25 protein-coding genes are annotated in these 26426 nt (G+C 65.2%); 13 read left to right on the top strand and 12 right to left on the bottom strand.

The annotated features are described in order from the left end of the window. Positions 1-24: 24 nt before the first annotated feature. Positions 25-2253 (bottom strand): VTT domain-containing protein, encoded by a 2229-nt coding sequence (locus tag DTX69_RS22125; RefSeq protein WP_119303763.1) that lies wholly within the window; start codon positions 2251-2253, stop codon positions 25-27. A 148-nt stretch (positions 2254-2401) separates the two neighbouring features. Here DTX69_RS22125 and DTX69_RS22120 point away from each other — a divergent pair, with 148 nt between their 5' ends. From DTX69_RS22120 to DTX69_RS30330, 5 genes are all read left to right on the top strand, one after another. After that, positions 2402-3073, top strand: coding sequence for a DUF4142 domain-containing protein (locus DTX69_RS22120; protein ID WP_119303762.1), 672 nt, complete (start codon positions 2402-2404; stop codon positions 3071-3073). Between the two features lie 128 nt (positions 3074-3201). Continuing rightward, entirely contained in the window at positions 3202-3408 is a 207-nt protein-coding gene (locus tag DTX69_RS22115; protein ID WP_119303761.1) for a hypothetical protein, read from the top strand. 119 nt (positions 3409-3527) lie between these two features. Then, complete coding sequence (gene ligD, locus DTX69_RS22110; RefSeq protein ID WP_119303760.1) at positions 3528-6044, top strand: DNA ligase D; 2517 nt, start codon at positions 3528-3530, stop codon at positions 6042-6044. Positions 6045-6048: 4 nt separating this feature from the next. Beyond that, on the top strand, positions 6049-6228 hold the full coding sequence (locus DTX69_RS22105; RefSeq protein ID WP_119303759.1) for a hypothetical protein: 180 nt from the start codon (positions 6049-6051) through the stop codon (positions 6226-6228). Positions 6229-6295: 67 nt separating this feature from the next. Continuing rightward, positions 6296-6442: a hypothetical protein gene (locus tag DTX69_RS30330; RefSeq protein WP_162917457.1), complete on the top strand. Its 147-nt coding sequence runs from the start codon at positions 6296-6298 to the stop codon at positions 6440-6442. Between the two features lie 7 nt (positions 6443-6449). Here DTX69_RS30330 and trhA read toward each other — a convergent pair whose 3' ends face one another. Further along, on the bottom strand, positions 6450-7118 hold the full coding sequence (gene trhA, locus DTX69_RS22100; RefSeq protein WP_162917456.1) for a PAQR family membrane homeostasis protein TrhA: 669 nt from the start codon (positions 7116-7118) through the stop codon (positions 6450-6452). A gap of 329 nt (positions 7119-7447) precedes the next feature. Here trhA and DTX69_RS22095 point away from each other — a divergent pair, with 329 nt between their 5' ends. From DTX69_RS22095 to DTX69_RS22080, 4 genes are all read left to right on the top strand, one after another. Beyond that, positions 7448-7636 (top strand): hypothetical protein, encoded by a 189-nt coding sequence (locus DTX69_RS22095; protein ID WP_119303757.1) that lies wholly within the window; start codon positions 7448-7450, stop codon positions 7634-7636. A gap of 193 nt (positions 7637-7829) precedes the next feature. Then, positions 7830-8192 carry a DUF427 domain-containing protein gene (locus tag DTX69_RS22090; protein WP_119303756.1) on the top strand — a complete coding sequence of 121 codons (363 nt, stop codon included), beginning with the start codon at positions 7830-7832 and terminating at the stop codon, positions 8190-8192. 174 nt (positions 8193-8366) lie between these two features. Then, the gene (locus DTX69_RS22085; protein WP_284735988.1) at positions 8367-10232 is read left to right on the top strand and encodes an ABC transporter ATP-binding protein; all 1866 of its coding nucleotides are present in this window, start codon (positions 8367-8369) and stop codon (positions 10230-10232) included. 31 nt (positions 10233-10263) lie between these two features. After that, positions 10264-11697, top strand: a complete 1434-nt coding sequence (locus DTX69_RS22080; RefSeq protein WP_284735987.1) for a phospholipase D-like domain-containing protein — start codon at positions 10264-10266, stop codon at positions 11695-11697. Positions 11698-11938: 241 nt separating this feature from the next. Here the strand turns inward: DTX69_RS22080 and DTX69_RS30325 are convergent, their stop codons facing one another. After that, positions 11939-12382 (bottom strand): hypothetical protein, encoded by a 444-nt coding sequence (locus tag DTX69_RS30325; protein ID WP_162917454.1) that lies wholly within the window; start codon positions 12380-12382, stop codon positions 11939-11941. A gap of 97 nt (positions 12383-12479) precedes the next feature. Here DTX69_RS30325 and DTX69_RS22075 point away from each other — a divergent pair, with 97 nt between their 5' ends. Continuing rightward, complete coding sequence (locus DTX69_RS22075) at positions 12480-14252, top strand: hypothetical protein (protein WP_162917453.1); 1773 nt, start codon at positions 12480-12482, stop codon at positions 14250-14252. Between the two features lie 28 nt (positions 14253-14280). Here DTX69_RS22075 and DTX69_RS22070 read toward each other — a convergent pair whose 3' ends face one another. Beyond that, entirely contained in the window at positions 14281-14703 is a 423-nt protein-coding gene (locus DTX69_RS22070) for a hypothetical protein (RefSeq protein ID WP_119303754.1), read from the bottom strand. Positions 14704-14852: 149 nt separating this feature from the next. On the opposite strand from DTX69_RS22070, the gene DTX69_RS22065 reads away from it, so the two are divergent. Together DTX69_RS22065 and DTX69_RS22060 are read left to right on the top strand one after the other, a co-directional pair. Further along, on the top strand, positions 14853-16490 hold the full coding sequence (locus DTX69_RS22065; protein ID WP_119303753.1) for an acetolactate synthase large subunit: 1638 nt from the start codon (positions 14853-14855) through the stop codon (positions 16488-16490). 70 nt (positions 16491-16560) lie between these two features. Then, positions 16561-18009 (top strand): nucleotidyltransferase family protein, encoded by a 1449-nt coding sequence (locus DTX69_RS22060; RefSeq protein WP_119303752.1) that lies wholly within the window; start codon positions 16561-16563, stop codon positions 18007-18009. On the opposite strand, the gene DTX69_RS22055 is transcribed toward DTX69_RS22060, so the two are convergent. From DTX69_RS22055 to DTX69_RS22020, 8 genes are all read right to left on the bottom strand, one after another. Then, positions 18006-18437: a PqqD family protein gene (locus DTX69_RS22055; protein ID WP_119303751.1), complete on the bottom strand. Its 432-nt coding sequence runs from the start codon at positions 18435-18437 to the stop codon at positions 18006-18008. The two genes, DTX69_RS22060 and DTX69_RS22055, sit on opposite strands and share 4 nt — an antisense overlap. 53 nt (positions 18438-18490) lie before the next feature. Further along, positions 18491-19240, bottom strand: a complete 750-nt coding sequence (locus DTX69_RS22050; RefSeq protein ID WP_119303750.1) for a glycosyltransferase family 2 protein — start codon at positions 19238-19240, stop codon at positions 18491-18493. Next, positions 19237-19944 carry a glycosyltransferase family 2 protein gene (locus DTX69_RS22045; RefSeq protein WP_119303749.1) on the bottom strand — a complete coding sequence of 236 codons (708 nt, stop codon included), beginning with the start codon at positions 19942-19944 and terminating at the stop codon, positions 19237-19239. The genes DTX69_RS22050 and DTX69_RS22045 overlap by 4 nt, the downstream gene beginning before the upstream one ends. Positions 19945-20010: 66 nt before the next feature. Continuing rightward, on the bottom strand, positions 20011-21069 hold the full coding sequence (locus DTX69_RS22040; RefSeq protein ID WP_119303748.1) for a phosphoenolpyruvate carboxykinase (ATP): 1059 nt from the start codon (positions 21067-21069) through the stop codon (positions 20011-20013). Between the two features lie 202 nt (positions 21070-21271). Continuing rightward, entirely contained in the window at positions 21272-21844 is a 573-nt protein-coding gene (locus tag DTX69_RS22035) for a hypothetical protein (protein ID WP_119303747.1), read from the bottom strand. A 365-nt stretch (positions 21845-22209) separates the two neighbouring features. After that, positions 22210-22830, bottom strand: a complete 621-nt coding sequence (locus tag DTX69_RS22030; RefSeq protein ID WP_162917452.1) for a hypothetical protein — start codon at positions 22828-22830, stop codon at positions 22210-22212. A 197-nt stretch (positions 22831-23027) separates the two neighbouring features. Beyond that, positions 23028-23450: a hypothetical protein gene (locus DTX69_RS22025; RefSeq protein WP_119303745.1), complete on the bottom strand. Its 423-nt coding sequence runs from the start codon at positions 23448-23450 to the stop codon at positions 23028-23030. A gap of 167 nt (positions 23451-23617) precedes the next feature. Next, positions 23618-24196, bottom strand: a complete 579-nt coding sequence (locus tag DTX69_RS22020) for a hypothetical protein (protein ID WP_119303744.1) — start codon at positions 24194-24196, stop codon at positions 23618-23620. Between the two features lie 571 nt (positions 24197-24767). Between DTX69_RS22020 and DTX69_RS22015 the strand changes: the two genes are divergently transcribed. Beyond that, on the top strand, positions 24768-26312 hold the full coding sequence (locus tag DTX69_RS22015) for a hypothetical protein (RefSeq protein WP_119303743.1): 1545 nt from the start codon (positions 24768-24770) through the stop codon (positions 26310-26312). The last annotated feature ends 114 nt before the right edge of the window (positions 26313-26426 follow it).

The following is a 26426-nucleotide window of genomic DNA, read 5'->3' as shown; positions in this document are numbered from 1 at the left end:
ACATAGACCCTCTGTTCACTTTATTCATGGCACACTTTCACGCAAGAGTCTCCGGCCCGGCCGCCTGCGCTCGGCGCGGTCGCGGCGGCGTGAGACGAAGATCTGCAGCCCGATCGAGATCCCGACCGCAGCGACCAGCAAGCTCGCCAGGATCGCGACCCCCTTCAGGGTCGGCCTTTGGATGAGTTCGATCGCCTGGTCGCCCAGCAGAGACATCACGGCGAGGCCGGGCATCAGACCGATGGCGGTACCAAGCAGATAATCCAGCGCTGGAATGCAAATGGCGCCAGCCGCCAGGTTCACGATGCTGAAGGGTGCGACCGGTACCAACCGCACCAGCGTCACAGTGGGGATTCCCTTGCGCGCAAAGCTGCGCGTGATGAGGTTGAGGCGCGGTCCGAAGAACTGGCGCAGACCCCGCGGCCCCAGCCAGCGGCCGATCGCATAGGTCGTGAGGGCGCTCGCGAGCGCGCCAGCTGCCGCATAGAGCACGCCAGGCCATGCTCCAAAGACCGCCGCCGTCGCGGCGATCAGCACCATGACGGGGAACATGACAAGGCCCAGCACCACGAACAGAAGGATGACGGCCACCGCTGCGAATGGGCCATGTTGCCCCGCAATCCACCTGGTCCATAGGTCGGGGTCGGCCAGCTCCGCCAACGGCGTCACCACCCAGGCAACTGCCAGGAACAAGATCAGCGCCAGCAATATGCCGACCGCAGCCACAATAGGTCTGCGCTTGCTGCGGCCGATGGCGTTGCCTTCCTCCGAGAGGATGCGCGTCGGGTCGATCGGCTCGCGCGGGTCGGCAACGGTTTCCCACAAGGTCGGGGGAGAGACCGGCAGGGACCGATCGGAAATCGGCTGCAGCCAGTGCGACCGCTTGGGCAGGGACTTGATGGCGGCAATGATCGATTCATGTTGTGCGATCGCCGCCTGCACCTCTTGCAAAGTGGCGCCGCAATGCTCGGCCAGTAGAGTTTCCCGCAGCATGGCGACCTTGCTGCGCGCTTGCTCGTCACTTCCCGCCGCAATGGCTAGGTCGCATTCGGTATCCGTGCCCATGGATCGATGGCAGAGATTGGCCGATCCAACGCGGAGATAGCGATCATCGACGATCATCACTTTCGAATGGACGTGTGGATCGGCCACGACGCCTTTGTCATTGATGCGCGGCGCGGCAATCAGCACCCGATCCGCGACTCCGTCCTGGCGCAGGATGCGTGCGATGCGCGCGCGACCGGAGCTCATGACCGTGCGCTCGACCCGCCCGCGGTAGCTGAAGGGACAGACAATGATCGCCTCCAGCTGGGGATTGCGCTTGAGTGCCTTGGATAGTGCCCGGAAGAAGCTGGAACACGTGAGATACTGGCTCTCGACATAGAGCGTGCGACGTGCGCACGCGATCATGTCGTGGAACAACGTTTCCACTTCCTGGACAATGGCCTGGGACGCATAGGGCGGCTCTGTACGGGCGATCGCGACCTCGACGTTGCGAAAATGCGGCTCGATCTCCTCCGGCCAAGGCACGTCCGCGCGCGGCACGTTCGGCAGCTCCTCGCAGGCTGCGCGCGCCCAGCGCTGACGCGCCAGGTCGGCCATGGCCCGGGCGGCATCGCCGTCGATCATCATCTGCACATCGTGAAAGCAGCGGTAGGGCTTGCCCGCGGGATCAACGCGATGGGGAGAGAGAGGATCGTGATCGCAGGTGTCCCAGCGGCGGATCGTGAGGTCGAGGCCGCCGGAAAAGACCAAGGTTTCGTCGAGCACCACGATCTTCTGGTGATGCGACGAGCCGAGCGGGATCGCGTCATCGAGGCAGAGGTCTATCTGCGGCGGCGTCTTCCAGCGCAGCGAGAAGGTCGGCATGGTCTCCCGCTCGCTGGTGAAGAACAGCGAGTAGTCCCACAGCAGGATGTTGATCCTCAACTCCGGCCGACGCTCCACGAGGGCGGTGAGGAACGGCCCGAGCTCGCGCGGCAACCCGTCATCGGCCTCGGCAGTCGGGCCCACCAAAGGCGTGCGGCTGTCGACGTCCCAGCCGATGATGTACACGCTGTGTCGCGCGCGCAGCAGCGCCTTGCGCAACGTTCCGAAATATGCGGCAGCATCGATGAGGACGGCGGCGCGGTCGGCCCGGGCCACCCGCCAAGCATTGCGGCCGGGCCGGAAAATGGTGCCAGAGGCGCTCTCGCCTCCAATGGCGCCGTTCTTCGCGATGTCGGGCCGAGGCGTTATCCTCTCTGTCAGCATGGATTCGTCCTGACTGTGCTTTCAGAATTAACGCGGCTCCCTCCAAAAAGTGCCCATTTCTCAAGGCATCAAGTGGGGTGCTGCAACGAAAGTGCAACAGCGCGGTTGATTCCTTAAGCACGTAACACGCGATCAGAAGGTGAGAGCGATGGAACAATTCGTTCGTCCAGTCGCATGCCTGACCACCGCCGCACTGCTGATGACCGGCTGCAGTTCCGGCAACGGCAAACCCTACGCTTACGAATCGATGCGTCACCCGACCGCAGCCGAGCAATTGTTCGGCACGACCGGTAGCCAGATGTCGACGACAGCTCCAAGTTCCTCGGTCGTGAGGACGCTGCCCGGGCCGAGTGTGCAGCCCGCTCCGGTCGCGGTGCCGCAGCCGGTGGCGCGGGTGTCGCCCAGCGATGCGACCTTCGCGCAAGAGGTCGCCGCCTCCAATGCTGCTGAGATCGAGCTGGCGCGCCTCGCCTATGTGCGAGCGCAATCCGCGGAAGTGCGGGACTTCGCCCAACAGATGCTGATCGATCATCGCGACATGGCGATCACGCTCGACAACTTCGCGCTCGAGCGGGGCTATCTGGTCGCTTGGCAGATCGAGCCGGAAAAGGTCGCCATAATAGAGCGTCTAAGCACGCTGGACCGCGCATCGTTCGACCGCGCCTACATGGACGAGATGGTCGCGGCACACATCAAGGCGGTGAGCAGGCTGGAGACACAAGCTCCGACCGGTCGTGAAACCGCGAGCTTGGCGAATGAGTTCTTGCCGACGGTGCGCCATCACCTGGAGATGGCGCGTGAACTGGACGCTCGATTCTAGGCATATCCGCGGGTCCTGTGGGCCAGCGCGACGCGGGGAACCGCCTGCGCACATCGGGGTTGATCTCGCGCCCCGCGGTCGTTTGGGCGGGGCGATCCCTGTCTCAATAGAAGAGAAGCGAGGAATCCATGAATCGTGGTCTCAAGCTCGCCGGTACGGCGCTGCTGCTGAGCGCCGGTGTCGCCTTGGCTGCCTGTTCCAGCACGGGAGACGAGGTCGGCAGCCAATTTGCAGGCTGCACCGGCGGCTATCCGGACGGCGGCGGCATCACGGACATGAGCCCCTACTCGACCAACCCCGGCTCCTTCCAGCCGGACTGCGAAGGGCGCGGATAGATATCGCTTGCGCGCGGCCCAGCCCGCGCGAATCATGCATCGAGAAGCAGCTTGCCTCCATGTCCCGGCGGGGAGGTGGAGGCAGGTGCCTGTACGTGCGCCAGCTGATGTGACACGCCATGCGCCGCAAGGACAAACTGGGCCTCTATCGCAGGAAGCGCGACTTCTCCGTCACGCCCGAGCCGAGTGGCGCGACACCGCCGGCATCCGGCCAAAACCGTTTTGTCGTCCAGATGCATGCGGCCCGCCGGCTGCACTTCGACCTGCGGCTGGAGGTTGGCGGCGTCTATAAGAGTTGGGCCGTGACACGCGGCCCCAGCCTCGATCCCAACGAGAAGAGGCTCGCGGTCGAAGTCGAGGATCATCCGATCGAATACGGCACGTTCGAAGGCACCATCCCGAAGGGCGAGTATGGCGGCGGAACCGTGATGCTGTGGGACCGCGGCCATTGGATTCCGGAAGGCGACCCGACCAAGGCGCACAAGAAGGGCCACATCGCTTTCGAGTTCCAGGGCGAGCGCCTGAAGGGCAAGTTCGATCTGGTCCGAATGGCCGATCGCGACAAAGGCAAAGGTGCGAACGTCCGTCACAACTGGCTGTTGATCAAGAAACGCGATCGCTGGGCCAAGCCGGGCCACGGCGACGCTGCGATCGCCAATGCGACCAGCGTCAAGACCGGACGCACCATGCGCCAGATCGCGGAAAGCGACGGGCCGGTGTGGAATTCGACCCGCTCGAAAGGGGCGATGAAAAAGAATGTGGCCGCCATGGAGGCAGGGGATGCGGGAAAACCCGGCAAGCTTCCGGCCTTCATCGAGCCCGAGCTCACGATCCTGGTGGACGCGCCGCCCAGCGGCGTCAACTGGATCCACGAGGTGAAGTTGGACGGCTATCGGATGGGCGCACGGATCGAGAACGGCACCGCGAAGCTCATCACGCGCTCAGGCCTGGACTGGACGCGCAAGTTTCCGACGATCGCCAAGGCGCTTGCCAAGACCGGGATAAAGTCGGGCTGGCTCGATGGCGAAATCGTCGTGCCGGATGAGGACGGCCTCAGCAGCTTCTCCAAGCTGCAGCGCGCCCTGTCCGAAGGCGACGATAAGCGAATGGTGTTCTACCTGTTCGATCTGCCCTATCTGAACGGGCGGGATCTGCGCGACCTGCCGCTGGTCCAGCGCAAGCAGATCTTGCGTGAGACCTTGTTCGCGAAAAAGCCGAACGGCGTCATGGCCTATAGCGAGCATCACGAGGCGGACGGCGATGCCTTCTTCGAGGCGGCCCGCAGCATGTCGCTGGAAGGCGTGATTTCAAAGCGCAAGGACAGTCCCTATCGCTCCGGGCGCGGGCGGGACTGGCTCAAGTCCAAATGCGTCGATCGCGATGAATTCGTGATCGGCGGCTATACGCCCTCGCGCGCCGGGCGTGGCCTCGGCTCGCTGCTGGTCGGCCATTACGAGGGCAAGCGCCTGGTGTATGACGGGCGCGCCGGCACCGGTTTCAATGCCAAGGAGTCGATGTCGCTCGAGAAGACCTTGCGCGCGCGCAAGGTCGACGAATGTCCGTTCGATGGGATGGAGCGTGCATACAAGGCCCGTGCGCACTGGGTCGCGCCGGAGCTGGTGGCGGAGATCGAGCATCGCGGCCGATCTTCCGACGGCTTGCTGCGCCAGGCGTCCTATCAGGGGCTCCGTGGCGACAAGCCGGCCAAGAAAGTCAATCGCGCGGACCGGTCGGCCGGACCTGTCGAGCGCGATGATGACATCGTCGCCGGCGTCAAGATCACCCACCCGACGCGCGTCATCGATCCGACCACCGGCAAGACCAAGCTGGACATCGCCCGCTACTACGAGCGCGTGGCGGAGACCATCCTGCAGGACATGCGCGACAGGCCGGTCGCGGTCGTGCGGAATCCCGACGGCATCACCGGCGAGAGCTTTTTCCAGCGTCATCCGCAGCAGACGTTGAAGGGACGCATCAGCACGGTGAAGGACCCGGAGGACAAGGAGGAGTTGCTGTGCGTGCGCAACGTCAAGGACCTGATCACCCTCGTGCAGTTCGGCGTGATCGAGATCCACCCCTGGCAGACTCATATCGACAAATTGGACAAGGCGGACCGCTTCATACTGGACCTCGACCCGGGACCTGACGTGCCGTTCGGCGCCGTCACCTTGGCCGCCAGGCTGGTGCGCCAGCGGCTGCAAGATCTCGGGCTCAAGTCCATTGTGAAGACGACCGGCGGAAAGGGGCTGCACGTCATAGTGCCGTTGCGCCCGGCGGCCAGCTGGCCGATTGCCAAGGCATTTGCCAAGGCGATTGCCGACGCACTGGCGCGGGACGAGCCCAGGATCTTCCTCGCCAAGGCCAGCAAGGCAGCACGCAAGGGGCGCATCTATGTCGACTATCTGCGCAACGATCGCGGCTCGACCGCTGTCGGAGCCTACTGTGTGCGCGCCCGCGAAGGTCTTTCGGTCGCCATGCCGATCGAATGGCGCGAGGTGAAAGAGAGCCTGAAGCCAGCGGACTACAACATCGACAGTGTCGGCAAGGTCACCTTGCCGAGGGAATGGCGTGCCGCGCGCAGCTGGCGTCAGGGACTGGATGCCAAGAAATTGCGCGCCATCGGCCTGAAGGAATAGTCAGATGCCGGAGAGCAAGAAGGTCAAGGAATACCGCCAGACGCTGCAGGAGTTGGCCAAGCCGCACGGGAAGCGGCACAAGAAGGTGCTGGAAGGCAAGGCCGCGAAACTCGGCACGGAGATTTACGGCGAAGAGCGCAAGGCCAAGCCGAAGATCAAGCCCGGCAACAAGCCACGCAAGTAGCCGCGTTGGCACTGAACCTTGGACGCGATATAATGGCGCTGCGTCAACAGCCTAGGGAGCAGACGACATGCCCAGGGGTGAACAGCGCGGCAACCGCGAAAAGAAGAAGCCGAAAAAGGACAAGGGGGCGAGGCACGTCTCGGCCTACGCGGCTCAGTACGGCAAGCAACAGCCGTCCCACGTCACGGATACGGCATCCGGCAAGAAGCAGTAGCGGCCATTTACGCGCCGCGGAGCACGACTCCCCACATGACGGCGGCATAATGGACCGACGCCGCCGCGAGGACGAAGGCATGCCAGATCGCATTCTGGAACGGCAGCCTCTCCCAGACGTGGAACAGCACGCCAATGGTATAGAGAGCGCCGCCAAGGCCGATCAGCGCCAGCGTTTCCCAGCCCAGCGAGCTGAACAACGGATCGATCGCGATCAGGCCGACCCAGCCAAGCAGCAAATAAGGTGCGGCCGAACTGAACCGCAGATCGTGCCGTGGGCTTAGCTTCATCAGCATGCCGACAGCGGCGATCGACCACACCGCGCTGGTGAGGCCCCAACTCCACGCTCCATCCAGCCGCAGCAGGGTGAAGGGCGTATAGCTGCCGGCGATCATGACGAAGATGGCCGCATGGTCGCAGCGGCGCAGGATGGCACGCCAAGGGCTGTTGCGCGCGAAGTTGTAGGCTGCGGAGCAGCAAAACATGGCGATCATGCCACTGGCGTAGATGAGCAGCGCACCGAATTCCAGCCAGTCGCCGCGCATGGCGATCAGTGCGACCAGAGTGGCTCCGCCGATCGATCCGCCGGCGATGCCAAGGATGTGGATGATGCAGTCTGCCACCAGTTCGCGGCGGCTTGGGTCACGCGGCAGAGTGGCTGTTACGTCGACCGGCATGCTCACACCTTCGGCCTCTTTGCGCCGATATCGTGCGCGCAACGTCCCGACAGACCGTACTTGCGCGAGCCTGGAAGGAATGCGCCCGGGGGACAAAAGTTGCGATGGCCGGTGTCGCGACCACCGATGCCGCATTGCAGCGAAATCCGGAGTGGCCGGCGGAATCTGCCGGCAGGGGCGAAATTGTCACCGTGCCTTGTATGGCAACCCGTGATAAATTTCAGCCCGTTGGCCGCTCGCCTCACGTCGAAGCCCGGTCTGTGTGCAAGCGTGACCAGCGGGTACCGGCCCATGCTCACAGGATGCAATAATAGAAAAGCGAGGACATCATGGAGCGCACTCTTCTGAAACGCGTCTGCACCGGCGCCCTCCTGGGTGCGGCACTGTTGTTGGCGGGCTGCACCACCTATGGCGGTACGTGCCAAGGCGGCTATCCGGATGGTGGCGGTGTCACGGACATGAGCCCTTATTCGGGCAATGCCGGAAGCTTCCAGCCTGACTGCGAAGGCAAGTATTGAGGGTTGGCCTGCGCGGCGCCGCAGGCCCTTGCATGGAGCAGCGACGGGCTTGCCCCTGCGGTCCGGCCGGGTCGTGGAGCAAGCCCGAAGCGCGTCCGGGCCTTGGTGTCGCCGAAGCCGCGATCTATATGAGAGGTGGTCCGGCCGAACTATGACGGCCGGTGCCCGGTCTATGTTTCGAAGAGGATTGCACATGAAAGCCCCCAGCGCCGATCATCCGATTACGGTCACGCCAACCAGCGCGCGCGTGCAGGTCAAGTTCGGCGGTCGCGTCGTCGCCGACAGCATACGCGCTTTCACGCTGCAGGAAGCAAGCTATCCGCCCGTGCAGTACATTCCGCGGGAAGATGTTGAAATGAGCTTATTCCAGCCGACGGCACATAAGACGTATTGCCCCTATAAGGGCGACGCCACCTATTTCAGCCTGAAAGGGGCCGACAAGAGCGCCGAGAATGCGGTTTGGAGCTATGTCGACCCCTATCCTGCGGTGAAGGAGATCGCAGGCCACCTCGCTTTCTATCCAGACCGGGTGGATTCGATCGAAGTGGCGAAGTAGGCTTCGGTTTTTGATGCCGAGCCGGGAACCGGACCGCCGTTCCCGGGTGTCATCGCCGAATTTCCGGCGATCCAAGTTGGTAGCTGTGCGGTTGCCGCTTGGATTGCCGGATCGCATCGCTGCGCTCTGGGCCCGGCAATGACAGGTTCGCATGACATTGCCAGGGTCTGACCCATGTTCGTGTTCCGGTACTTCGAGGACTTGCTCAATCCGACGGCGCTGCCGACGCAGGACACGCCACCGGCGAGATTGGCGGCGTTCTATTGGCACTACGCGCGGCAGGCGCGCTGGTTGGTCGGCGCGCTGCTCTGCACCGGCTTCCTGGTGGCGGTCCTCGACACAATGATTCCCGTCTTTATCGGCCGCGTCGTCGGTCTTGTGGCCAGCAACGAGCCGGCCGCGCTTTGGCGCGAGCGATGGCCGGAATTGGTTGGCATGGCGGGGGTGTTGCTAGTCGGCCGGCCGCTCGCGCTGCTGACGCAGAATCTCATCACCAACCAGGCGATCGTGCCCGGCCTCACCAACCTCATCCGCTGGCAAAGCCATTGGCACGTGGTGCGGCAGAGCTGGAGCTTCTTCCAAAACGACTTCGCCGGCCGCATCGCCAACCGCGTGATGCAGACCGGCCCTGCCCTGCGCGAAAGCGTGGTCGCCTCCACCAATGCGGTATGGTACATCACCGTTTACGGCGGCAGTGCGATTGTCCTCACCGCCAGCAACGATCCACGTCTCTCCATCCCGATGGCGGTCTGGTTCTGCTGCTACGTGCTGCTGCTGCGCTTCTTCGTCCCGCAGCTGCGCGAACGCTCGCGCGAGATGTCGGAGCTGCGCTCCGCCCTCACGGGGCGCGTGGTCGACAGCTACACCAACATCCAGACAGTGAAGCTGTTCGCGCGTCCGCGTGACGAGGATGCGGTGGTCCGCGATTCGCTCGATGAGCACACCAGAAGCTTCCACCGGCAGCAGCGCATCATCACCAAATTCGCGCTCAGCCTCGCCACGCTCAACGCGGCGATGGTCGTGAGCACCGGCGCCATGGCGGTTTGGCTGTGGATCCAGGGCTCGATCGGCGTCGGCATCGTGGCGATGGCGCTACCGCTCACCTGGCAGATCGTGAACATCGCGGGCTGGGTCGCGCAGAACGTGACGGCGATCTTCGAGAATGTCGGCGTGGTGCAGGAAGGGATGCGCTCTATCGCGGTCCCGCGCCAGATGCCGGACAAGCCCAACGCGGGCACGCTGCGCGTGACACAGGGTGCGGTGAAGTTCGAGAACGTGCATTTCGGCTACGGCACTGAGCGCGGCGTGCTGCACGGCATCGACCTCACCATCCAGCCCGGCCAGCGCATCGGCCTGATCGGCCCGTCGGGCGCGGGCAAGTCGACCCTGGTCAATCTGCTGCTGCGGTTCTATGACCTGGAAACCGGGCGCATCCTGATCGACGGGCAGGACATCGCGGATGTCACGCAGGAGAGCCTGCGCGCCAGGATCGCGATGGTGACGCAAGACACCTCGCTGCTGCACCGCTCGATCCGCGACAACATCAGCTACGGCCGGCCGGAAGCGAGCTTCGCGGAGGTGCGCGCAGCGGCCGCCCGCGCCCATGCGCTCGACTTCATCGAGGGCCTGGAAGATTGGCAAGGGCGTCGTGGTTTCGATGCCCATGTCGGCGAACGCGGCGTCAAGCTCTCCGGCGGCCAGCGCCAGCGCATCGCCATCGCACGGGTGATCCTGAAGGACGCACCCGTCCTGGTGCTGGACGAGGCGACGGCTGCCCTCGATTCCGAGGTCGAGGCGGCGATCCAGGAACAGCTGGAAGGCCTGATGCGCGGGCGCACGGTCATCGCCATTGCGCATCGGCTCTCCACCATCGCGCGGATGGACCGGCTGGTGGTGCTGGACCAGGGCCGCATCGTGGAAAGCGGGACTCACGGCGAATTGCTGGCCCGGCGCGGCACTTATTGGCGGCTGTGGCAGCGCCAGTCTGGCGGCTTCCTGCAGGAAGAGATGCGGGAGCTGGAGCGCGCGGTGAGCGATTGACAGCCGCCGCGCCGTATAGCCAAGTCGCCTCGTGATAGGTCAGGAACTCATTTCCCATCTCGAAGCCATTGGGGCGGTGCTGGGACCGCTGCTCCATATCGTGCTGGCTGGCGGCGTCACCCTGCATGTCCTGGAGCGCAAGCGCGACGTTGCGGCCTCCATCGCCTGGATCGGCCTTGCCTGGCTGTCGCCGATCATCGGCAGCGCGCTCTATCTGCTGTTCGGGGTCAACCGCGTGCAGCGTCGTGCCTTCCGGGCCGGCCGGCGGCACAGTGCCGACTGGGTCGACGATCCGGCAACCTTCCTTAATCCCAGGCACGATCACTTCGCGCCGCTCGAGCGCGCGATCGGCTTCCTGACCGGCCGGCCGTCAAGGCTCGGCAATTCGGTCACCATGCTGCGCAACGGGGATGAGGCCTATCCGCCCATGCTCGAGGCGATCGCCAGCGCGCGGGTGAGCGTGGCGCTGTCCAGCTACATCTTTGACCCCGATGAAGCCGGCGGGAAGTTCATCGCCGCGCTGACGGCGGCGAAGGCGCGCGGCGTCGCGATCCGCGTCATCGTGGACGGCATCGGCAGCGGCTACTGGTATTCCCCCGTCTACCAGCGCCTGGTGGAAGCGGGCATTCCGGTCGCCCGCTTCATGCACACGCTGGTACCGTGGCGCATGGCCTTCCTCAACCTGCGCAGCCACAAGAAGATCCTGGTCGCGGACGGCACGCGCGCCTTCATCGGCGGAATCAACATCAGCGCGGCGAATGTGCTGGCGGCGAATCCCAAGCATCCGGTGCGCGACATGCATTTCGACGTGACCGGCCCGGTGGTGGCGCAGATCACAGAGGCCTTTGCGACCGACTGGCACTTCTGCACTGGAGAGCGGCTGGGCGGCCCGGCCTGGTTTCCGGCGCTGGTGGAGACGGGAACGGCCGCGGCGCGCATCATCACCTCCGGCCCGGACCAGGATGTCTACAAGATCGAGTTCGCCATGCTGCAGGCGATCGGCTGTGCGCAGCGCTCCATCAAGATACTGACACCCTACTTCCTGCCGGACGAACGACTGATGAGCGCCTTGGTGCTGGCAGCAATGGCCGGAGTCACGGTGGATGTGGTCATTCCAGAATGCTGCGATCACCCCTGGATGGATTGGGCAATGCGCGCCCATATCGCGCCGCTGCTGCGCGCCGGCGCGCGGGTGTGGCGCGCCCCAGTGCCCTTCGAGCACTCCAAATTGTTCGTCGTCGACGATGGCTGGTCGCTGATCGGCAGCGCCAACTGGGACCTGCGCAGCCTGCGCCTCAATTTCGAGATCAACATGGAAGTCTGCTGCCCGCAATTTGGCGCGCAGGTCACCGAAGCGATCGCGCAGAGGCAAGCCAATCCATTGACCCTGGCGGAATTGGCTGAGCGGAGCCCGCCGGAGCGTTTGCGAGACAGCGCGGTGCGCCTGCTTCTGCCATATCTGTGAGCGATCTGTGACCTCTCGCGTTTGGGAACGACTGCGGCTTTCAACCGTTCCCGTACCCGGTCAAAATCACTTTGGCCAAAAGACATGGAACGGATTGATTTATGAGTTCGGGCGAGAGCGCAAAGCCCCCGGGGACCTATAAGGAGCGCAATCCCTTCGACATTTCCAAGCGCTCCCACACAGAGGTTGCGGCTGAAATCGCCAAACGCATGGCGGCCTGGAAGCATGCGCGCGGCCGCTCTCATGGCACGCCCGCCACAACGCCTTCAGACAGCCCGCCCTCCGGCGAGGCGAAGCAGCCGCCCCTTGGCGCGCCGGTGCAGCCAGCGCGCATGCCGAAATTCGCGGAGCACAGTGCGCAACCGCCGCGCCCGGCGGAAAGCCGCCCCGCCGAAGCGCCAAGGCCGCAGCGCGTTCCGCCATCTGCGCCGCCGGCCGGCAGCGAAACACGCGCGCCGCTCTTTGCGTCGCCCTCGATCCAGCGCGCCATGCCGCCGCCGCCGAGCTTGAAGCAATCCCCGGCACGTGTGCGAACCACGACCGGTCGGGTCACACCATCTGCTACCGAACGGGCGCCGGTTCCCGCGGCCGAGAGCGGCAACACAGGTTCAATCGCCACACACGAAAGCGAGGAGCGGCGCAGCGACATGCCGCTCGCGGCAGTGTCGGAGTCGGTATCCGGCATCGCATCGGCACCCGCAGTCGAGACGCCAGAACGCGATGCAGGTCCGATAGAAGCCAAGACAAAGGACGTATCGTCTCTTGATGTGACCGGAGGCCCGGTGCCTTCAGTCGCGCCGAACACTGGATCAAGTAAGACGCGCGAGATTGGCCAGCAGGCGACGGCGCAGGTCACGCCTGATGCCACGCCGGCCGACGAGACCGATACGATCGAGATGCGTCGTGCCAAGGCTCGCGATATCAAGGCTCGCTGGATGGCCGCGCGCGATTTCGAGGTAGCACGGACTGACGACTCGTCCGCTGTCGAAAGACACGGGGCAACATCAGCAGCACCGGCCGAACAGCAGGATTTCGATCGCCCGCAGGAAGTGCCACAGTTCGCACCGGCCGTACCGCCGATCGAGGCGTTGGACGAAATGGCCGGCCGCAAGGAGCCGACGTTTGATGAGTCGGCGCATGTGGCACAAGCCGTCGACGAGGCTCCGGCTGCGCCAAGCGTGACGGAATCGCACGACGCAGGCGGGGCCGTAGAGATGCCGGCAGCAACGGCACCGTCCATCAAAGCGTTCGAACGGGTTTCCGGCCGTCGGGAGCCGACGTTCGATGAGCCTGTGGACGAACCGCCCGCGACCGAGCCGGCTGCAGCTCGGCCTATGGCGGCGAAGGAACAGGACGAGGGCACGGAGACTTCCAGGCTGGCGTTAGGTCTTACGATCGAGGCACTTGAGGCGGCATCCGGCCGTCGGGAGCCGACGTTCGACGAGCCCGTCGTCAGAAAGCGCAAGCAGGACAAGGCTCCGCCTGCGGCTGTCGAAGCGGAAGCCCCTCATCTCAAACGTCAGATCGAGCTGCCTGCCATGCAGACGCGCATCGAGGCGCGGCGGCTTGACACCCTGCGTGCCGACCCGCAGATGGCAGCGCATCGGCGGATCTTCCCGCACAGCGAGCCGGAAGAATGGGACGTTCTGCCGCCGATCGCCACGAGCGCCGGACACGAGCGGCACAAAACAAACTGGGCGATCAGCTTGGGTGCGGTGCTGCTGATCATCGGGATCACTGCGCCGGCGGCGCTTCTGCAGGATAAGCGCCAAGAGTCGCGAACCGACGATGTCGCGATGGAGCCGATTCCGCTGCCGCTCCAGAGCCAGACCAGCCAGTCCCCGGCCGAGGATCTGTCGCCTGAGAAGCCGACACAATCAGCCGCGCACGCAACTTCGCCCAGCGGCCAAGCCCCGGGCGAAAATCCATCGCCTGAGAAGCCAACGCAATCCGCCAGCCACGCGACTCTATCCACCGGCGAGGCTCAGGATCCCGAGGTCGCGAACTTGCCAGAGCCGGTCATCAAGCCTGAAGCTGGCGAGAGGGCTCCGGAACAAGCTGCGGAACAACAGGCGAAACTTGGCCCAGTCCGCGACGGCGGCGAACTCAATGACGCACCGATCTCCGCTCCTCCGCCGCCGCAGGATTCGGCGGAGGGTCCGATGGTCAATCTCGCCAGTCAGCAGGAAGCGGGCAGGGCGGCTTGGCAGGGGCCCCCGATGGTTGCGCGGCCGTTCGTGCCTGATGGCAAGCCGGCGCCGTTTCTGCGGCCGCCGACAGTGGGAACCGCGACAGTCCCGATCGATGGCGCTTCTGCTGCCAGCCAGCAAGGCGCTCCGGAAGGTCTGAGGCCGACTTTGATTCCGCAGCTGAAGCCGAAAGCGTCTGCTCCCCGGGCGGCTGCCAGTTCGCCGCAGAGAGCCGTCCAAAGAAAGCCGAGGCCGTTCATGCCGCCAACCCTCGAGCAGATGTTCGAAACCTTGGCGGACACACTGAATCCACAGGGCCGACCGCCGAATCCAACCCTCAAGCCCGCTCCAGGCGGGCGCAAGTGACCAGATCGAACGGCGCCCCTCGGTTCACCTATTGAATATCGAGCCGCGCCTTCGCCTTGGCGACTTCGTTCATGCAGCTGGCTTCGTTGCCGGCCAGATCGAACTGCCGAGCGCGCTCCAGCGCGGCTTCTGCCTGCAGGGGAGCCGCGGAGGCGTCGAACTCGCCCGTCTGGGCCGCTTCAGCATCGGTGGGCTCGCCCACATTCTGGCTCAGCACATCCTCAGATGAGGTAGCCGTGCCCTCGGCCGCCTCGTTCATCGCATTGGTCGGCGGATGAAGCCGGCCGGATTCGACGACCTGGCCGGTGCCGGTCGGACCCATTCCGGCATCGCTGCTGGAGAGTTGCTTTTGCAGCGCCTCGATTTCCGCCGTGCAGGCGCCAGCGCTTGCCCCGCTAGCCGCCGCCACCAATCCGACGGCCGTTCCGAATATCAATAAGGTCTTGATCATCGTTATCCTCCTAATCGTCGCCGCCTCAGCCTGCGATTCCCAAGCCGGCACGGCGAGCGTAGTTTAGAGCGTCGTTTGACCTGTCCCTTAAACAGCCAACGGCGGCCGCTGTTCGCCGCATCGGCTTTTGGGCGAAGTTCGGGGTGAACATGATCAAGGGTTCCGATTTGCTGGTGGCGGCTCTGGAGAACGAGGGCGTCGAGCGGATTTTCGGCGTGCCGGGCGAGGAGAATCTCGATGTCGTCGAATCCTTGCGCAGGTCGCGCATCGAGCTGGTGGTGACGCGCCACGAGCAGGCGGCGGCGTTCATGGCGGCGACCCACGGGCGCCTCACCGGTCGGCCGGGCGTGTGCATCACCACGCTGGGACCGGGCGCGCTCAATCTCACCACCGGTGCGGCCTACGCCCACCTCGGCGCGATGCCGATGATCATGCTGACCGGCCAGAAGGGCATTCTGTTCAGCCGGCAGGCGCGATTCCAGATCGTCGATATCATCGCGACCATGCGCCCGATCACCAAGATGGCACGCACCATCGTGAACGGTGCCAGCATCCCAACTCTGGTGCGCGATGCTTTCCGCGTGGCGATGGAGGAACGCCCCGGCCCCGTCCTGCTGGAGCTGCCGGAGGATATCGCCGGCGAGGAGATCAAGGATGTACCACTGGTGCCGCCGCACGATGTGCCGGTGCCGGTCGCGCATCCCGCGGCCTTGGAGCGCGCAACGCAGATGCTGCTCGCAGCCAAGCGTCCGCTGCTGATGGCGGGTGCCGGTGCCAATCGGCCGCGCCTGACCGAAGCTCTGTCCGATTTCGTGCGGCGTACGCGCCTGCCGTTCTTCAACACCCAGATGGGCAAGGGCGCGATCACCGGCGGCTCCAACCTCTATATGGGCACGGCGGCGCTCAGCGAGCGCGATTACGTTCACCGTGCGATCGACCGCGCCGATGTGATCCTCTCCGTCGGCCACGACACGGTGGAGAAGCCGCCATTCCTGATGGGCCCCAAAGGACCGAAAGTGATCCACGTCGGCTTCACGCCGGCCCATGTGGAGCAGGTGTTCTATCCCCATGCGGAGCTAGTAGGCGATGTCGGGCCGAGCCTTGCGTTGCTCGCCGATCGGATCGAAGGCAGGCTCCATCTCGACCCGGAATTCGCCATCTTGCGCAACGAGATCCTGGACAGGATCCGCGACCGTGCGGAGGAGGCGCGCTTTCCGCTGACGCCGCAGCGCATCGTGCACGACGTGCGCGACGTGATGCCGGAGGACGGAATGGTTTGCCTCGACAACGGCATGTACAAGATCTGGTTCGCGCGCAACTACCGCACGCACGTGGCCAACACCCTGCTGCTCGACAACGCGCTCGCTACCATGGGCGCCGGCCTGCCATCCGCGATGATGGCGGCGATGCTATATCCCGACCGGCGCGTGATGGCGGTCTGCGGCGACGGCGGCTTCATGATGAACAGCCAGGAGATGGAGACGGCCGTACGGCTGAAGCTCAATCTCGTGGTCCTGATCCTCGAGGACAACGCCTATGGCATGATCCGCTGGAAACAGGCGGTGGACCACTTCCCCGATTTCGGCTTGGGCTTCGGCAATCCCGATTTCGTCAGATATGCCGAATCCTACGGCGCCAAGGGCCGACGCGTCGAAACGGCAGACGGCCTCGCCCCCGCCCTGGAAGCAGCATTCCGGGATGGTGGCGTGCAGCTGGTGGTCGCGCCGGTGGATTACTCGGAAAACGTCCGCGTGCTGGTGGAGGAACTCAGCCGAAACGTTGGGTGATCCGCCAAGAGCACTGGCGTCGCCGCGCCGCACCCATTATGGTCTCGCCGGGTGAGGGGGTAATCCATCCATGCATGAATGTCTCCGGCGCTATTGGCCGCCGGAAGGGCAGATTCTGCTGCTGATCGCGGCGCTGGCCGATCTCGAGACGGCGCGGCGCGCATGGCGACAGTGGGACGCGGGACAGGATCTCGCCGATGCCGCCTGGGCCGAAGTGTGCCTGTTGGCGGCCATCGCACACCGGATGCGCGCGTTGGCGCCCGGTGCGGCGCCGGATCCGCGCCTTGTCGGCGCGCGCCGCTACATCTGGACCCAGACCCAGATGACCCTCGGCACAGTGCGTCCGCTGCTTGCGGCTCTCCAGGCGGAGGGGCTGCGCCTGATGCTGATGAAAGGCGCAGCACGGCTTTCGACCGATCCGACGCTGGCGCAAGATCGCGCGCTGCGGGATATCGATGTGCTGATTCATCCCGCGGATTGGGAGCGAGGTGTTGGCATTGCGAGGCGCGAAGGCTGGGTCGGGGCACGGCAAAAGGACACCAACATCGACAACCTGCGGCACAGGCATGCGATCGGTCTTCGTAGCCCAATTCCAGGCGCGCGAGGAGAATTCGATCTGCACCGCCATGCGCTCGCCGAATGTGTCAACGAGGGGCAGGATCTCGACTTGTGGGACCGGGCGCTTCCGGTCCGCTTTCTGGATGTCGATGTGCTCCGCCCTGCGCCCACGGACTTCGCGCTGGTAACATTGGGGCAATCCTTGCTGTATGGTGCGTCGAATACAGGCCACTGGGCACTCGACGTCGATCCGCTGATCCGCGCCGGCCAGATCGATTGGGATCTGCTCTTGCACGAGGCTCGCAGGCGCCGGATAGAGCCGTACATCGCCGCACCGCTGCTGATGCTGCGGGAACGCATCGGCAGCCCGGTGCCGCTCGATATATTACGGGCGCTGACACAACGGTTGAGCAGTCATTCGCTCACCGAATTCGAGACACGCACCACAGGCTATGGCGCGCGAAATCCGGCACAGTTCGAGGCGCGACGCATCGTGGCGTCTGCGCGCGCCATGCGTATCGCTCGCGATCAGCCATGTTCGGCTACCCCGCTGGGCCAGACATCGCCGCGCGTGGTCCGCCACGCACGTCTGAAGCCGGGCGAGGAGATCGCGATTCCGGTGCCGACCGGCGCCACCTCGTTTGCCCGCCTGCGCCTACATCTTTCATTCGATGTCCATCACGCCCGGGGTCACGCTTATCTGAAGATCGAAGGGCCTGGCCTTGCGCTGAAGATGATCCCGGTCGAACGCGCCAGCAAGGCGCGCGGCGGCAGGGTTCGCCGGCATGTGGTGATACTATGCCCCGCTTGCCTGTTCGCCTTGCGCGGAATCGATCATGTGCGCGTGCGGACCAACGACCGCGTGGAGATCCGGAATATGGTTGCAAGCTGGGGCCGGCCCGTGCCGTTCACCCGGCTGGACAGGCTGGCAGCGGCGGTTCGCCGATGGCGAGGGACTTAAGTGTTCGCGGGCAAGTTAGGCCAGCCTCGGGTCTCGTCAACCTCATGCACCGGATCGAGCAGGATCAGAGTCTTCATATCCTCATAAACTTCGAAGACCAGCTTTGCTTCGCCGCCGCCCGCCAAAGCGCTGGGAAGCTGCGGTTCGGCTGTTGGCGACGCCGTATTGGGGGCTGGGCGCAGCAGGCCCTGCGCAGTCGCATTGGCTACGAAGTCGAGTACAGGCTGAGGCCCACCCAGCTTGCCCGCTGCTTGCGCGGCGAGTGTTTCCACCGGATGGCCCGCCGCCAGATCGCGCCACAATACTGCTCCCAGTTCGCGCAGGCTGTAATAGGTCCCGTCGGCTAGATTGAGCACGATGACCTCGCCCTCGAAATCCTGCGCGACGCACTGCGGCGCCGCGATTTCAAGGACAGTCCGCTGGCTCATGACGATTCCCCCTTTGTAACTGCGCGGACAATAGCATCGGTAATGGTCGATGCTCAATGCGCAGCGACGGGGACCGCCGGATCGGCGACGGGCAAGAAATCGCGTTCCGGCGGCACTCGGGTGCGCTGGAGCCCCGCTTCATCGATCATGTAGCGATAACCCTTCTTGGGCTCATATAGCCCTTGCGGGTCCATCGCTTCGTAGCGCTCCATCCGCGCCGTGCGATCAGACGCCGCGATCATCCGCAGGTGGTAGATGTTGAGCTGCGTATGCCGGCCCCAGCTTTCCAGGTTCGCGGCCAGCTCGAACGGAAACCAGTAGCGGTGCAGGGGTCGCGGATCGAACCGCCGGTGCGTTGGATCGTTACGGAACAGGCGATAGCACGCTGCGGTGTTCCAGTCGCCGTCGCTGCGGTAGTGATGGCGATCACCCCACAGCTCGCGGTGCTGAAAAGAATAGATATGGATGTTGCCGGTATCTGCTTCGCGCAGCAGATCGCCGATACGATCCGCAACGGCGCGCTCCAGCCGCTCGTCGGCATCGATGCAGAAGAACCACCTTGCACCGTGGCGGCGGCCGGCCTGGATGAGCGCCATCTGATTGCCGCGCTCGTCCCATGGCTGGCCGGGGGGATTGCTGAGCAGCTCCATTACCTTGGGATGCGACCGCAGGATATCCGCGGTTGCGTCGGTCGAGCCGTCGTCGAGCGCGATGATGCCATCGACGCAGGGTGCCACGTTCTCGAGCCAACCGGGCAGGAAGCGCTGCTCGTTGCGCGCCTGCAACAGCGCGATCAGCGTCATGGCTGCCCGCTTTCCGCGCGCCGCCGGTCCAGCATGGCCTTCAGCACGTGGGCGTAGCCGACTGCTTCGGTCTTGCGGCTCAGGCTGTGGTTCTTGCCATGCAGCCGCCGCATCGCGACAACCTGGGGCAACATCGCCGACGTCAGCCCTAGATCATTGGCGCGGCCGTACCAATCGAAGAACTCCCCGATGCGGAACCGCTCATCGAGGCGACCGACCTTGCGAAACGTCTCCAGGCTCGTCAGGAGCGTTGAGGCATTGCAGCCCGCCATCGGCTCAGGCGGACATTGGAGCCTGGCGGCCGTGGCCGCATCCAGCTCCGGGCTGATGAAGTTCTGCATATGGCCGAACACCAGGTCGGCGCCGTCGGCCAAGGCTTTCAACTGCCATTCGAGCTTCTGCGGGATCCAGATGTCGTCGGCCGATTGAAAGGCAAGAAGGGCACTGTCCGCCAAGGTGGCTCCGCGGTTCATTGCCGCCGCGGGGCCAGCATTGTCCTGGCGCACGTAGCGGACCGGTGTTCCCTCTCGATCGCGGCACAAGAGTTCGGCGACTTCGGGCGTCGCATCGGTTGAACCGTCATCGACCAGGATGATCTGGCCCGGCCGATGACTCTGCCGACGCACACTTTCGACCGATTCAGCGAGATACAGTGCCCCATTATAGACTGGAATCACCACCGTGATATCTGCCGCAAAACCCATGCGCGGATCTTCCCCTCCATGATACGGCCAACATAGGGCCGGACGCCCGGCGGTCGCAACCGACTGTCAGGCCAACGCGGCTACGAATTCCGCCAGGGCCGCGCCATTGTCGGCAGCACTGTCGGACAATTCCAGGTGATGGACCGGCGCGCCTCGCACCAAGTCAGCGTAATAATCCAGGCCATCGATTGGCTCGCCCGGAAACTGAAAGAGGTTGGAGGGAATCAGCACCCGCATCGCCTCGCCTGGCGTCGCGGCAGCGAAGCGGGGAACCTGCGCATGCGCGACTCTCGGCAGAACGATTGCGTCGATCCGCAACGCGTCGGCGAAGCAATCCGGAAAGATGGTGGTCGGATCGAATTCGACCTTGTTCATCCAGTTCAGCGGCAGATGGGCCAGGCGCTCCGCCAGCTGAGCTGTGCGCGCAAGCCCGGCGCGATCCTGTTTGGCAATGCGAAACAGCGATCGCGCAACCGCTGGTGCCGTTCCACTAAGCGCGAGGTAATCGTCGCCGACGGTCTGCAAGCCTGCGGCCAGACCCGCCAATGTGGTGCCCGACTTGCCGGCACCACCATGTCCCAGCAGCAGGATGCCGCGCCCATCACAGCCCAGGCTCGCGGCATGGGCGATGCGGTCACCCCGTGCGCGCAGCAGCCAGTGCAGATGCTGGCGCAGCGGCGCGCCGGCGAACCAAGCCGGGAGATCGGCGGGGGCGCGCGCGAGTTGCAGGCCGATGCCCGCCGTGGTGTCGAGCGCGAGCCATTCCTGCGGTCGGAACGGATAGGCGCCGCATAGGCCTGCTTCACTCAGGATTGCGTGGAATGTCGCCGCATCGCAGTCGGGATCGCCCCAACTCGGTGGCGTCTCCAGACCGAGGCCGGCAGCGCTCAACACATAGATCCGCGTCGGTTTGCTGCGAGGATGGGTCTCTGCGTCGGCGAGCCGCGGCGCGTTCAAATCCGCCTCGGCTTCGGTATCGAACCAGAGGTCGAGCGGGATGCCGGCCGGGCACGCTGCGCGTTGATGCAGGCGGTCGCGCGGCAGAGCTTCCGCGGCCGCAATCACGCGCCGCAGGAAGGCAGTGACGGTGCGACGGTCGATGCTGGCAGGGAATTGGCTGGACATAGATCGCGAGCAGAGGACGCCGGTTCGTCACTCTCCGCGATTCGCCGGCGTTGCGCAATCGGCCCGCGTTTGGAGGATGCGAGCCGTCGCCAGCATCCAAGCCGGCGCGGTTATGGCAGAACAAAAAGAGGGCCGCGGCGGGAGAAAGCTCCTGGCGAGGGTTCCTCGCGGCCGCGGCCGTGTCTCGTCTAGCGAGGGGACGTTATTCCACGCCCAGATGCTGCTTGGCCATCTCCAGCTCCGACATACAGGCGTCTTCGTTGCCGGCATCGGCATGGAGCTGCGCCTGCTTCAATGACGCGATCGCAGCGGAGCGGTTGTCGGCGGGAATGTCGCCGAGCCGCGTCGTTTCGGTAACCGTGCCGGTGCCGACCGTGCCGCTCGGCACAGTCGTGGTCCCCGACGCTATATCAGGTTGGTCGGTCGACGGCTCGATCTTACTGTCGCTCGGCGTCGTAGTGATTGTGTCTGCGGTCGCCGTGCTTTCAGTCTCAGTCGTGGTTTCCGTGCCCGTGACGGTAGGGTCGTCGGTGGTGGGCGCGGTCTCCGCTACATCAGGTTGGTCGGTCGACGGCTCGATCTTGCTGTCGCTGGGCGTTGTGGTCACGCCGCCGGTCGCGCTCATCTCCGTGTCGCTGCTCGTAGCGGGCACATCCAGCGCGCCCAGCTGCTGCTGCAACGCGTTGACTTCGGTCGCGCAATCGGCACTGGCGGCACCGGCCGCCAGGATCAGGCTCGCCCCAATCCCGAACGCAAGTGCAATCTTCCGTGTCATGAACTTCTCTCCACTGTCTATCGCCAGCCCTGCCCTCGCGGAATGCGAGCGCTCACCCTGGCGTAACGGGCAAACAGCGGAGGAACCGAAAACCGTCCGGAATCGCGGCCTGAAATTAATGTGATCGCGGCGCGACCACCGGCCGCAGCCGAATAGCGCTCAACGGACACCGCGCAGCCGAATCGGGATGCAACAACGGACGAGCGCTGACGTTGCCTCTTCATCACGGCCTGTTCATCAGCACCGATCGTGCAGATCGAAGTCTATGTTGCGCGCTGGTCGACAAACGACGACGGCCGGGCGCACGCGCAGGAATGGCCGCGACTCTTCCAGCCGCGGCCATTTCGCTGTTCGAACGTCGAATGCTACTCGACGGCCATGTGTTGCTTGGCGATGCTCAGCTCCGCCATGCAGGCTTCCTCCTGGCCTGCGTTGGCATAGATCTCCGCCTTCCTCAGCGAGGCAAGGGCGACAGATCGGCTGTCGGGCTCTTCACTCAGCGTGCCGGCCCGCGTGGTTTCGGTAATAGTCCCAGTACCGACCCTGCCCGTGACCGTTGGGTCGCTTTTGACCTGAGCGGCCGGATTGCCCGTTGCAGCCAGCCCGGTCGATGTGCCCACCCCATCCGGGTCACCGCTCGGGCTCATGGTCGAGCTGCCGCGCGTGAAGTCCGTCGCTGGAGTGGCATCCGGCCCCTGATCCACCGCGCTCAACTCGGTCGACCCAATTGGCGCGTTGCTACTGGCGGTCCCTTCGGGCGTGCCGGTGGACGTGCCGTAGTTTTCCGTATCGCCGCTCGGGCTCATCGTTGAGCTGCCACGCGCGAAATCGGTCGCTGGGTTCGCGTCGGGCTGCTGGATGTTCGATTGCATTCCGATCTGCTGCTGCAGGTCCCACACCTCGCTCGCGCAATTGGCGCTTGCCGTTCCTGCCGCCAGCATCAGGCTGGCGCCGATCCCGAATGCAAGTGCTGTTTTCCGTCTCATGAGCTCCTCTCCACCGTCTGCCAGTGTCCACTACCAGCATTGCCCTCGCGACATGCAATCGCCCTCGCTGGCGTCACTTGGCAAACAGTCGAGGGGCGAAACGCACCGAGATCGCCACCTGAAATTAATGTGAGGCTACCCCTACCGCCTATGCGCGCAAACAGCGACAACACCCGACCCGCGCGGCTGTTGCTCCTTCATCGGTCATGCAGATCGAAATCGACCTCGCGCTGCCTCTCCGACCCGTGACGGCCGGGAAGATCATTCTCGATGCGCGTAAAGGCGAGGCGCGGCTCGTCGCGCACATAGAGGAGGACGCAGGGCGTGCCGCTCAGATTGTGGCAGCCGCGCAGCGCTGGCATCGAATAGTTCGACACGGCACATCGTATCTGCCCGCAATAGGTATAGAAGGAATTGCGCCCGTCCGGCGACACGGCGAAGGCGCCGGGCCGCGTCACCTTGACCGCCCGCAGGTAGGTGCTGAGGGCCGCGCTGGTCTGCGGCGTAATGGCCAGCGGTTCCGGCGGCGGTGGCGCGGCGTAGGGCGAAGCGCAACCGGCAATGCTCGTTGCGATGAGAGCAGGCGCAAGCGAAATGGCGATCTTCCGAATGTGCGGCACGGATGAAATACCCTTCTACGAAATGTCACGTCGGATCCTACGATGCGGCCAGCGTAGGCGACGCATCACCCTCGGGGGAAGTGAACTCCATCACAAGGGACAACGGCGCAAGACCAAGCACCGCGCCTCGCACGATGCGAGGCACGGTGATCGCGCTGCTTGCCGGCCTATTGCTGGCGGAGCTCGCCGAGCTCGTTCTTCGCCTTGTTGACCTCGTTTAGGCAGGCCGCTTCATCGCCCGCCCGATCGAAAGCGCGAGCGCGGGCCAACGCTTTCGCTGCCTCGTCGATGTCGGCCGAGGTAGCCCTGTCCGGGGCGGCGCCGATCTGGCCGGCCTGAATCGCATCTGAATCCATCGGCTGGATCTCGGCCGGCGGCGGCACAGTCCCGCCCTGCGCCAAGGTGCCGCTGCGCGCAGCCGGCACCGGCAGAGGCTCGCTGCCCGGCGAGCTGCCGGCCTCGGCAGATCCGCTCGGCACTGCATGTGCCTGCTCACGCCCACCGCCCGCATCGGCGCCGGGTGCCGCGCCCAACGTCTCACCCGGCGAGGGGAGCGGCCCATGGGCGGGCGGGAGCGGGGCAGGCCCCGCATCCGGACTATATGGGGAGCTGCTCGCGATCGTCGGCATTCTCGCCATCTGCTCTTGCAACGCCATGATCTCGGCGGTGCACGCACCAGCCTGCGCGGTCCCGCCCGCCAGCAGCAGCCCGGCGCCTGAGAGCAGCAGAAGTGCGCATCTGTTCATTCTCTGTCTCCACTGTTCGCACCGGCCCGTCTCGTGGGGCCGGCCATCCCTTAGCAAACAGCGGGGCAGGGCGAGTGTATCAGGGAGCCGGCCACTTTCTCGTGACTGTATTTGGAGCGCGAGCGGAGCGCTCCCGCCCATCTGTTGTAGCGACGTGACCCAGGTCCAAGCGCTCCCCCTACACCGGCGTCCCTGCATCTTCTTCAACACCGCGACCGCCTCGGCGAACGGTATCACCTGCTGCCATTGAGTCCCAAGCGGCGCGCCGTGGCGGTGCCGGCTTCCTGATCGCGCTTGCCGACAGCCAATATCAGCAGCCCATCTGCAGCGTGCCGCACTTACTCAGATGCTGCGATCGTGTCGCGCAGCTGGGACGCGAGCGCGTGCGCGGATTCTTGCAGCGACTCGCACGAGGACGATAGATTCACTCAAAATTTGTTTGCGTGTGGCCGTTCGCCGAGGGCCGAGGATTTTATACCGGCGGCCACCTGCTGCTCCGGATTGCCGGAGGACCCCTGGGGAAAGACGTCGGGCTGTTTTGATTCGTCCGAGCGGGGGGAGATCGTGGATCGTGGATCGAAACGGGCGCGGTAAGCCGCCGCCGGGAGAATCGAGCGCCTTCGATCTGTCGAAGAAGAGCGAGGCGGACGTCGCCGCCGAGATGGCGGCGCGCATGGCACGTTGGCGCGAGGCGCGCAAGCGTGCCGGCGAGCCGGCACGTGCGCCGCCTGTCAGCGCACCGACCGTTCAACCATCTGCCATGCCATCGGACACGCCAGCTGCCGCACAGCCGGCGCGGGCAGACCAGCCGCCGCTGCCGGAACTGGACGTGGTGATGGTGACCCGCATCGATCGTACGCTGCGAATCGCCGCGCAGGCGCGCGCGCCGCACGCCGAGCGGACCAGGGCGCGACTGGGTCGACCTCTATCTTCCTACGGACTGGCGTTCAGGAGCGTGCTGGACGAGGGCCCGAACCAGAACGCCATCGGCATGACAGCGGAGCGCAGCGTCGGCGAGGCGTCGCCGCCGGCCGGCATGCCGCGCTCCAGGGCGCAAGCATTTGGCACGTCGTCCTCGACCCCGCTGCACCGGGCGCTGGAGAATCGCATCCGGGCAGCAGGTGAGCGCACGCGTGCGTTTGGCGCTGGCACGCGCGCGGCCGGCAGTGCAGGCTGGCGTGTACTGCGAGCGGCACTCACGTTCGGCATCGATGCAACGCTGCGGCAGGCCCGTGCACTCGGCGTCGCGGCACACAGCCTCGGCGTGGCAGTGTGGTGCACATGGGCGCCGGCGCTGGCGAATTCCGTGCAACGGGCACAGCGCCACATCCGCGCGCGCGTGTCTGCAGCCTGGGGGGCACTGAGGCCGACGCTGCGAAGCCGCATCGGCGAAGCACAGCGCCGCGCCGTGGCGCTCGGTGCCGCGGCCCTCACGCTGAGCGGCGCGGCGTGCCGATCGCTGGCGACGGCGCTCGCACGTTACGTCGATCAGACGACGCGGCGCATGCACGCCGCCGGCGTCACGGCGCGGCAGCTCGCCATCGCCGGATGGCAGGCGCCGGCGAGCCGGCCCGTGATGGCGGGCGTTGCCCTGATTGCGACCGTGATCGCCGCCTGGTGCCTGATGCAGCCACACGTGACGGTGACGCCTGGCATTGCCGGCACGCCCGCGATCTCAATGCCGCAGGAGATTGCCGGCGCACCAATCATCGAAGCTCCGGTCAGTCCGCCCGTCCCCGCACCAGCTCAGGCCCCGCCCTCCGCGCGACCGATGGCCGAGGCACCGAGCGCGGAAACACCGCCCGCGCCGGAAGCGGCCGAGCCCGAAGACGCGATCGGCTTCCTGGCGCCCAAGCTTAAGCCTCGACCGCCCCTGCCGACGCTGACGGCGTACCTCAAGCCCACGCACAAAGCCGCCGCACCCGACCGGCAGAAACAGCCGGAACCGCCACCGCAGGAGAAAGCGCCGCTGCCGCCTCTGCCTGAGGCAGAGCCGCCGCCGGCGACACCCGACGACCTGCGCAAGCGCAACGACCCGCGTAGCACCGACATCATGCTCGATCAGATGTTCAGCGACCCCGTCGGCCGCAAGCTGCGCCGCAAGCGGGTGCGCTAGAGCACGTTTCCCGAAGTGTGAATCTGGTGGGATTCCCAGCTGGGGTGATTTGTGATTCAAGATGCTGACTGGGGTGGAGGCCAGCATCGATGTCACGACCCTATTCACTGGATC

It is taken from the genome of Dongia deserti (assembly GCF_003574735.1).
Lineage (GTDB): Bacteria > Pseudomonadota > Alphaproteobacteria > Dongiales > Dongiaceae > Dongia_A > Dongia_A deserti.
Note: the sequence above shows the minus strand (reverse complement) of the source record. Positions and strands in the feature narration are given on the sequence as shown.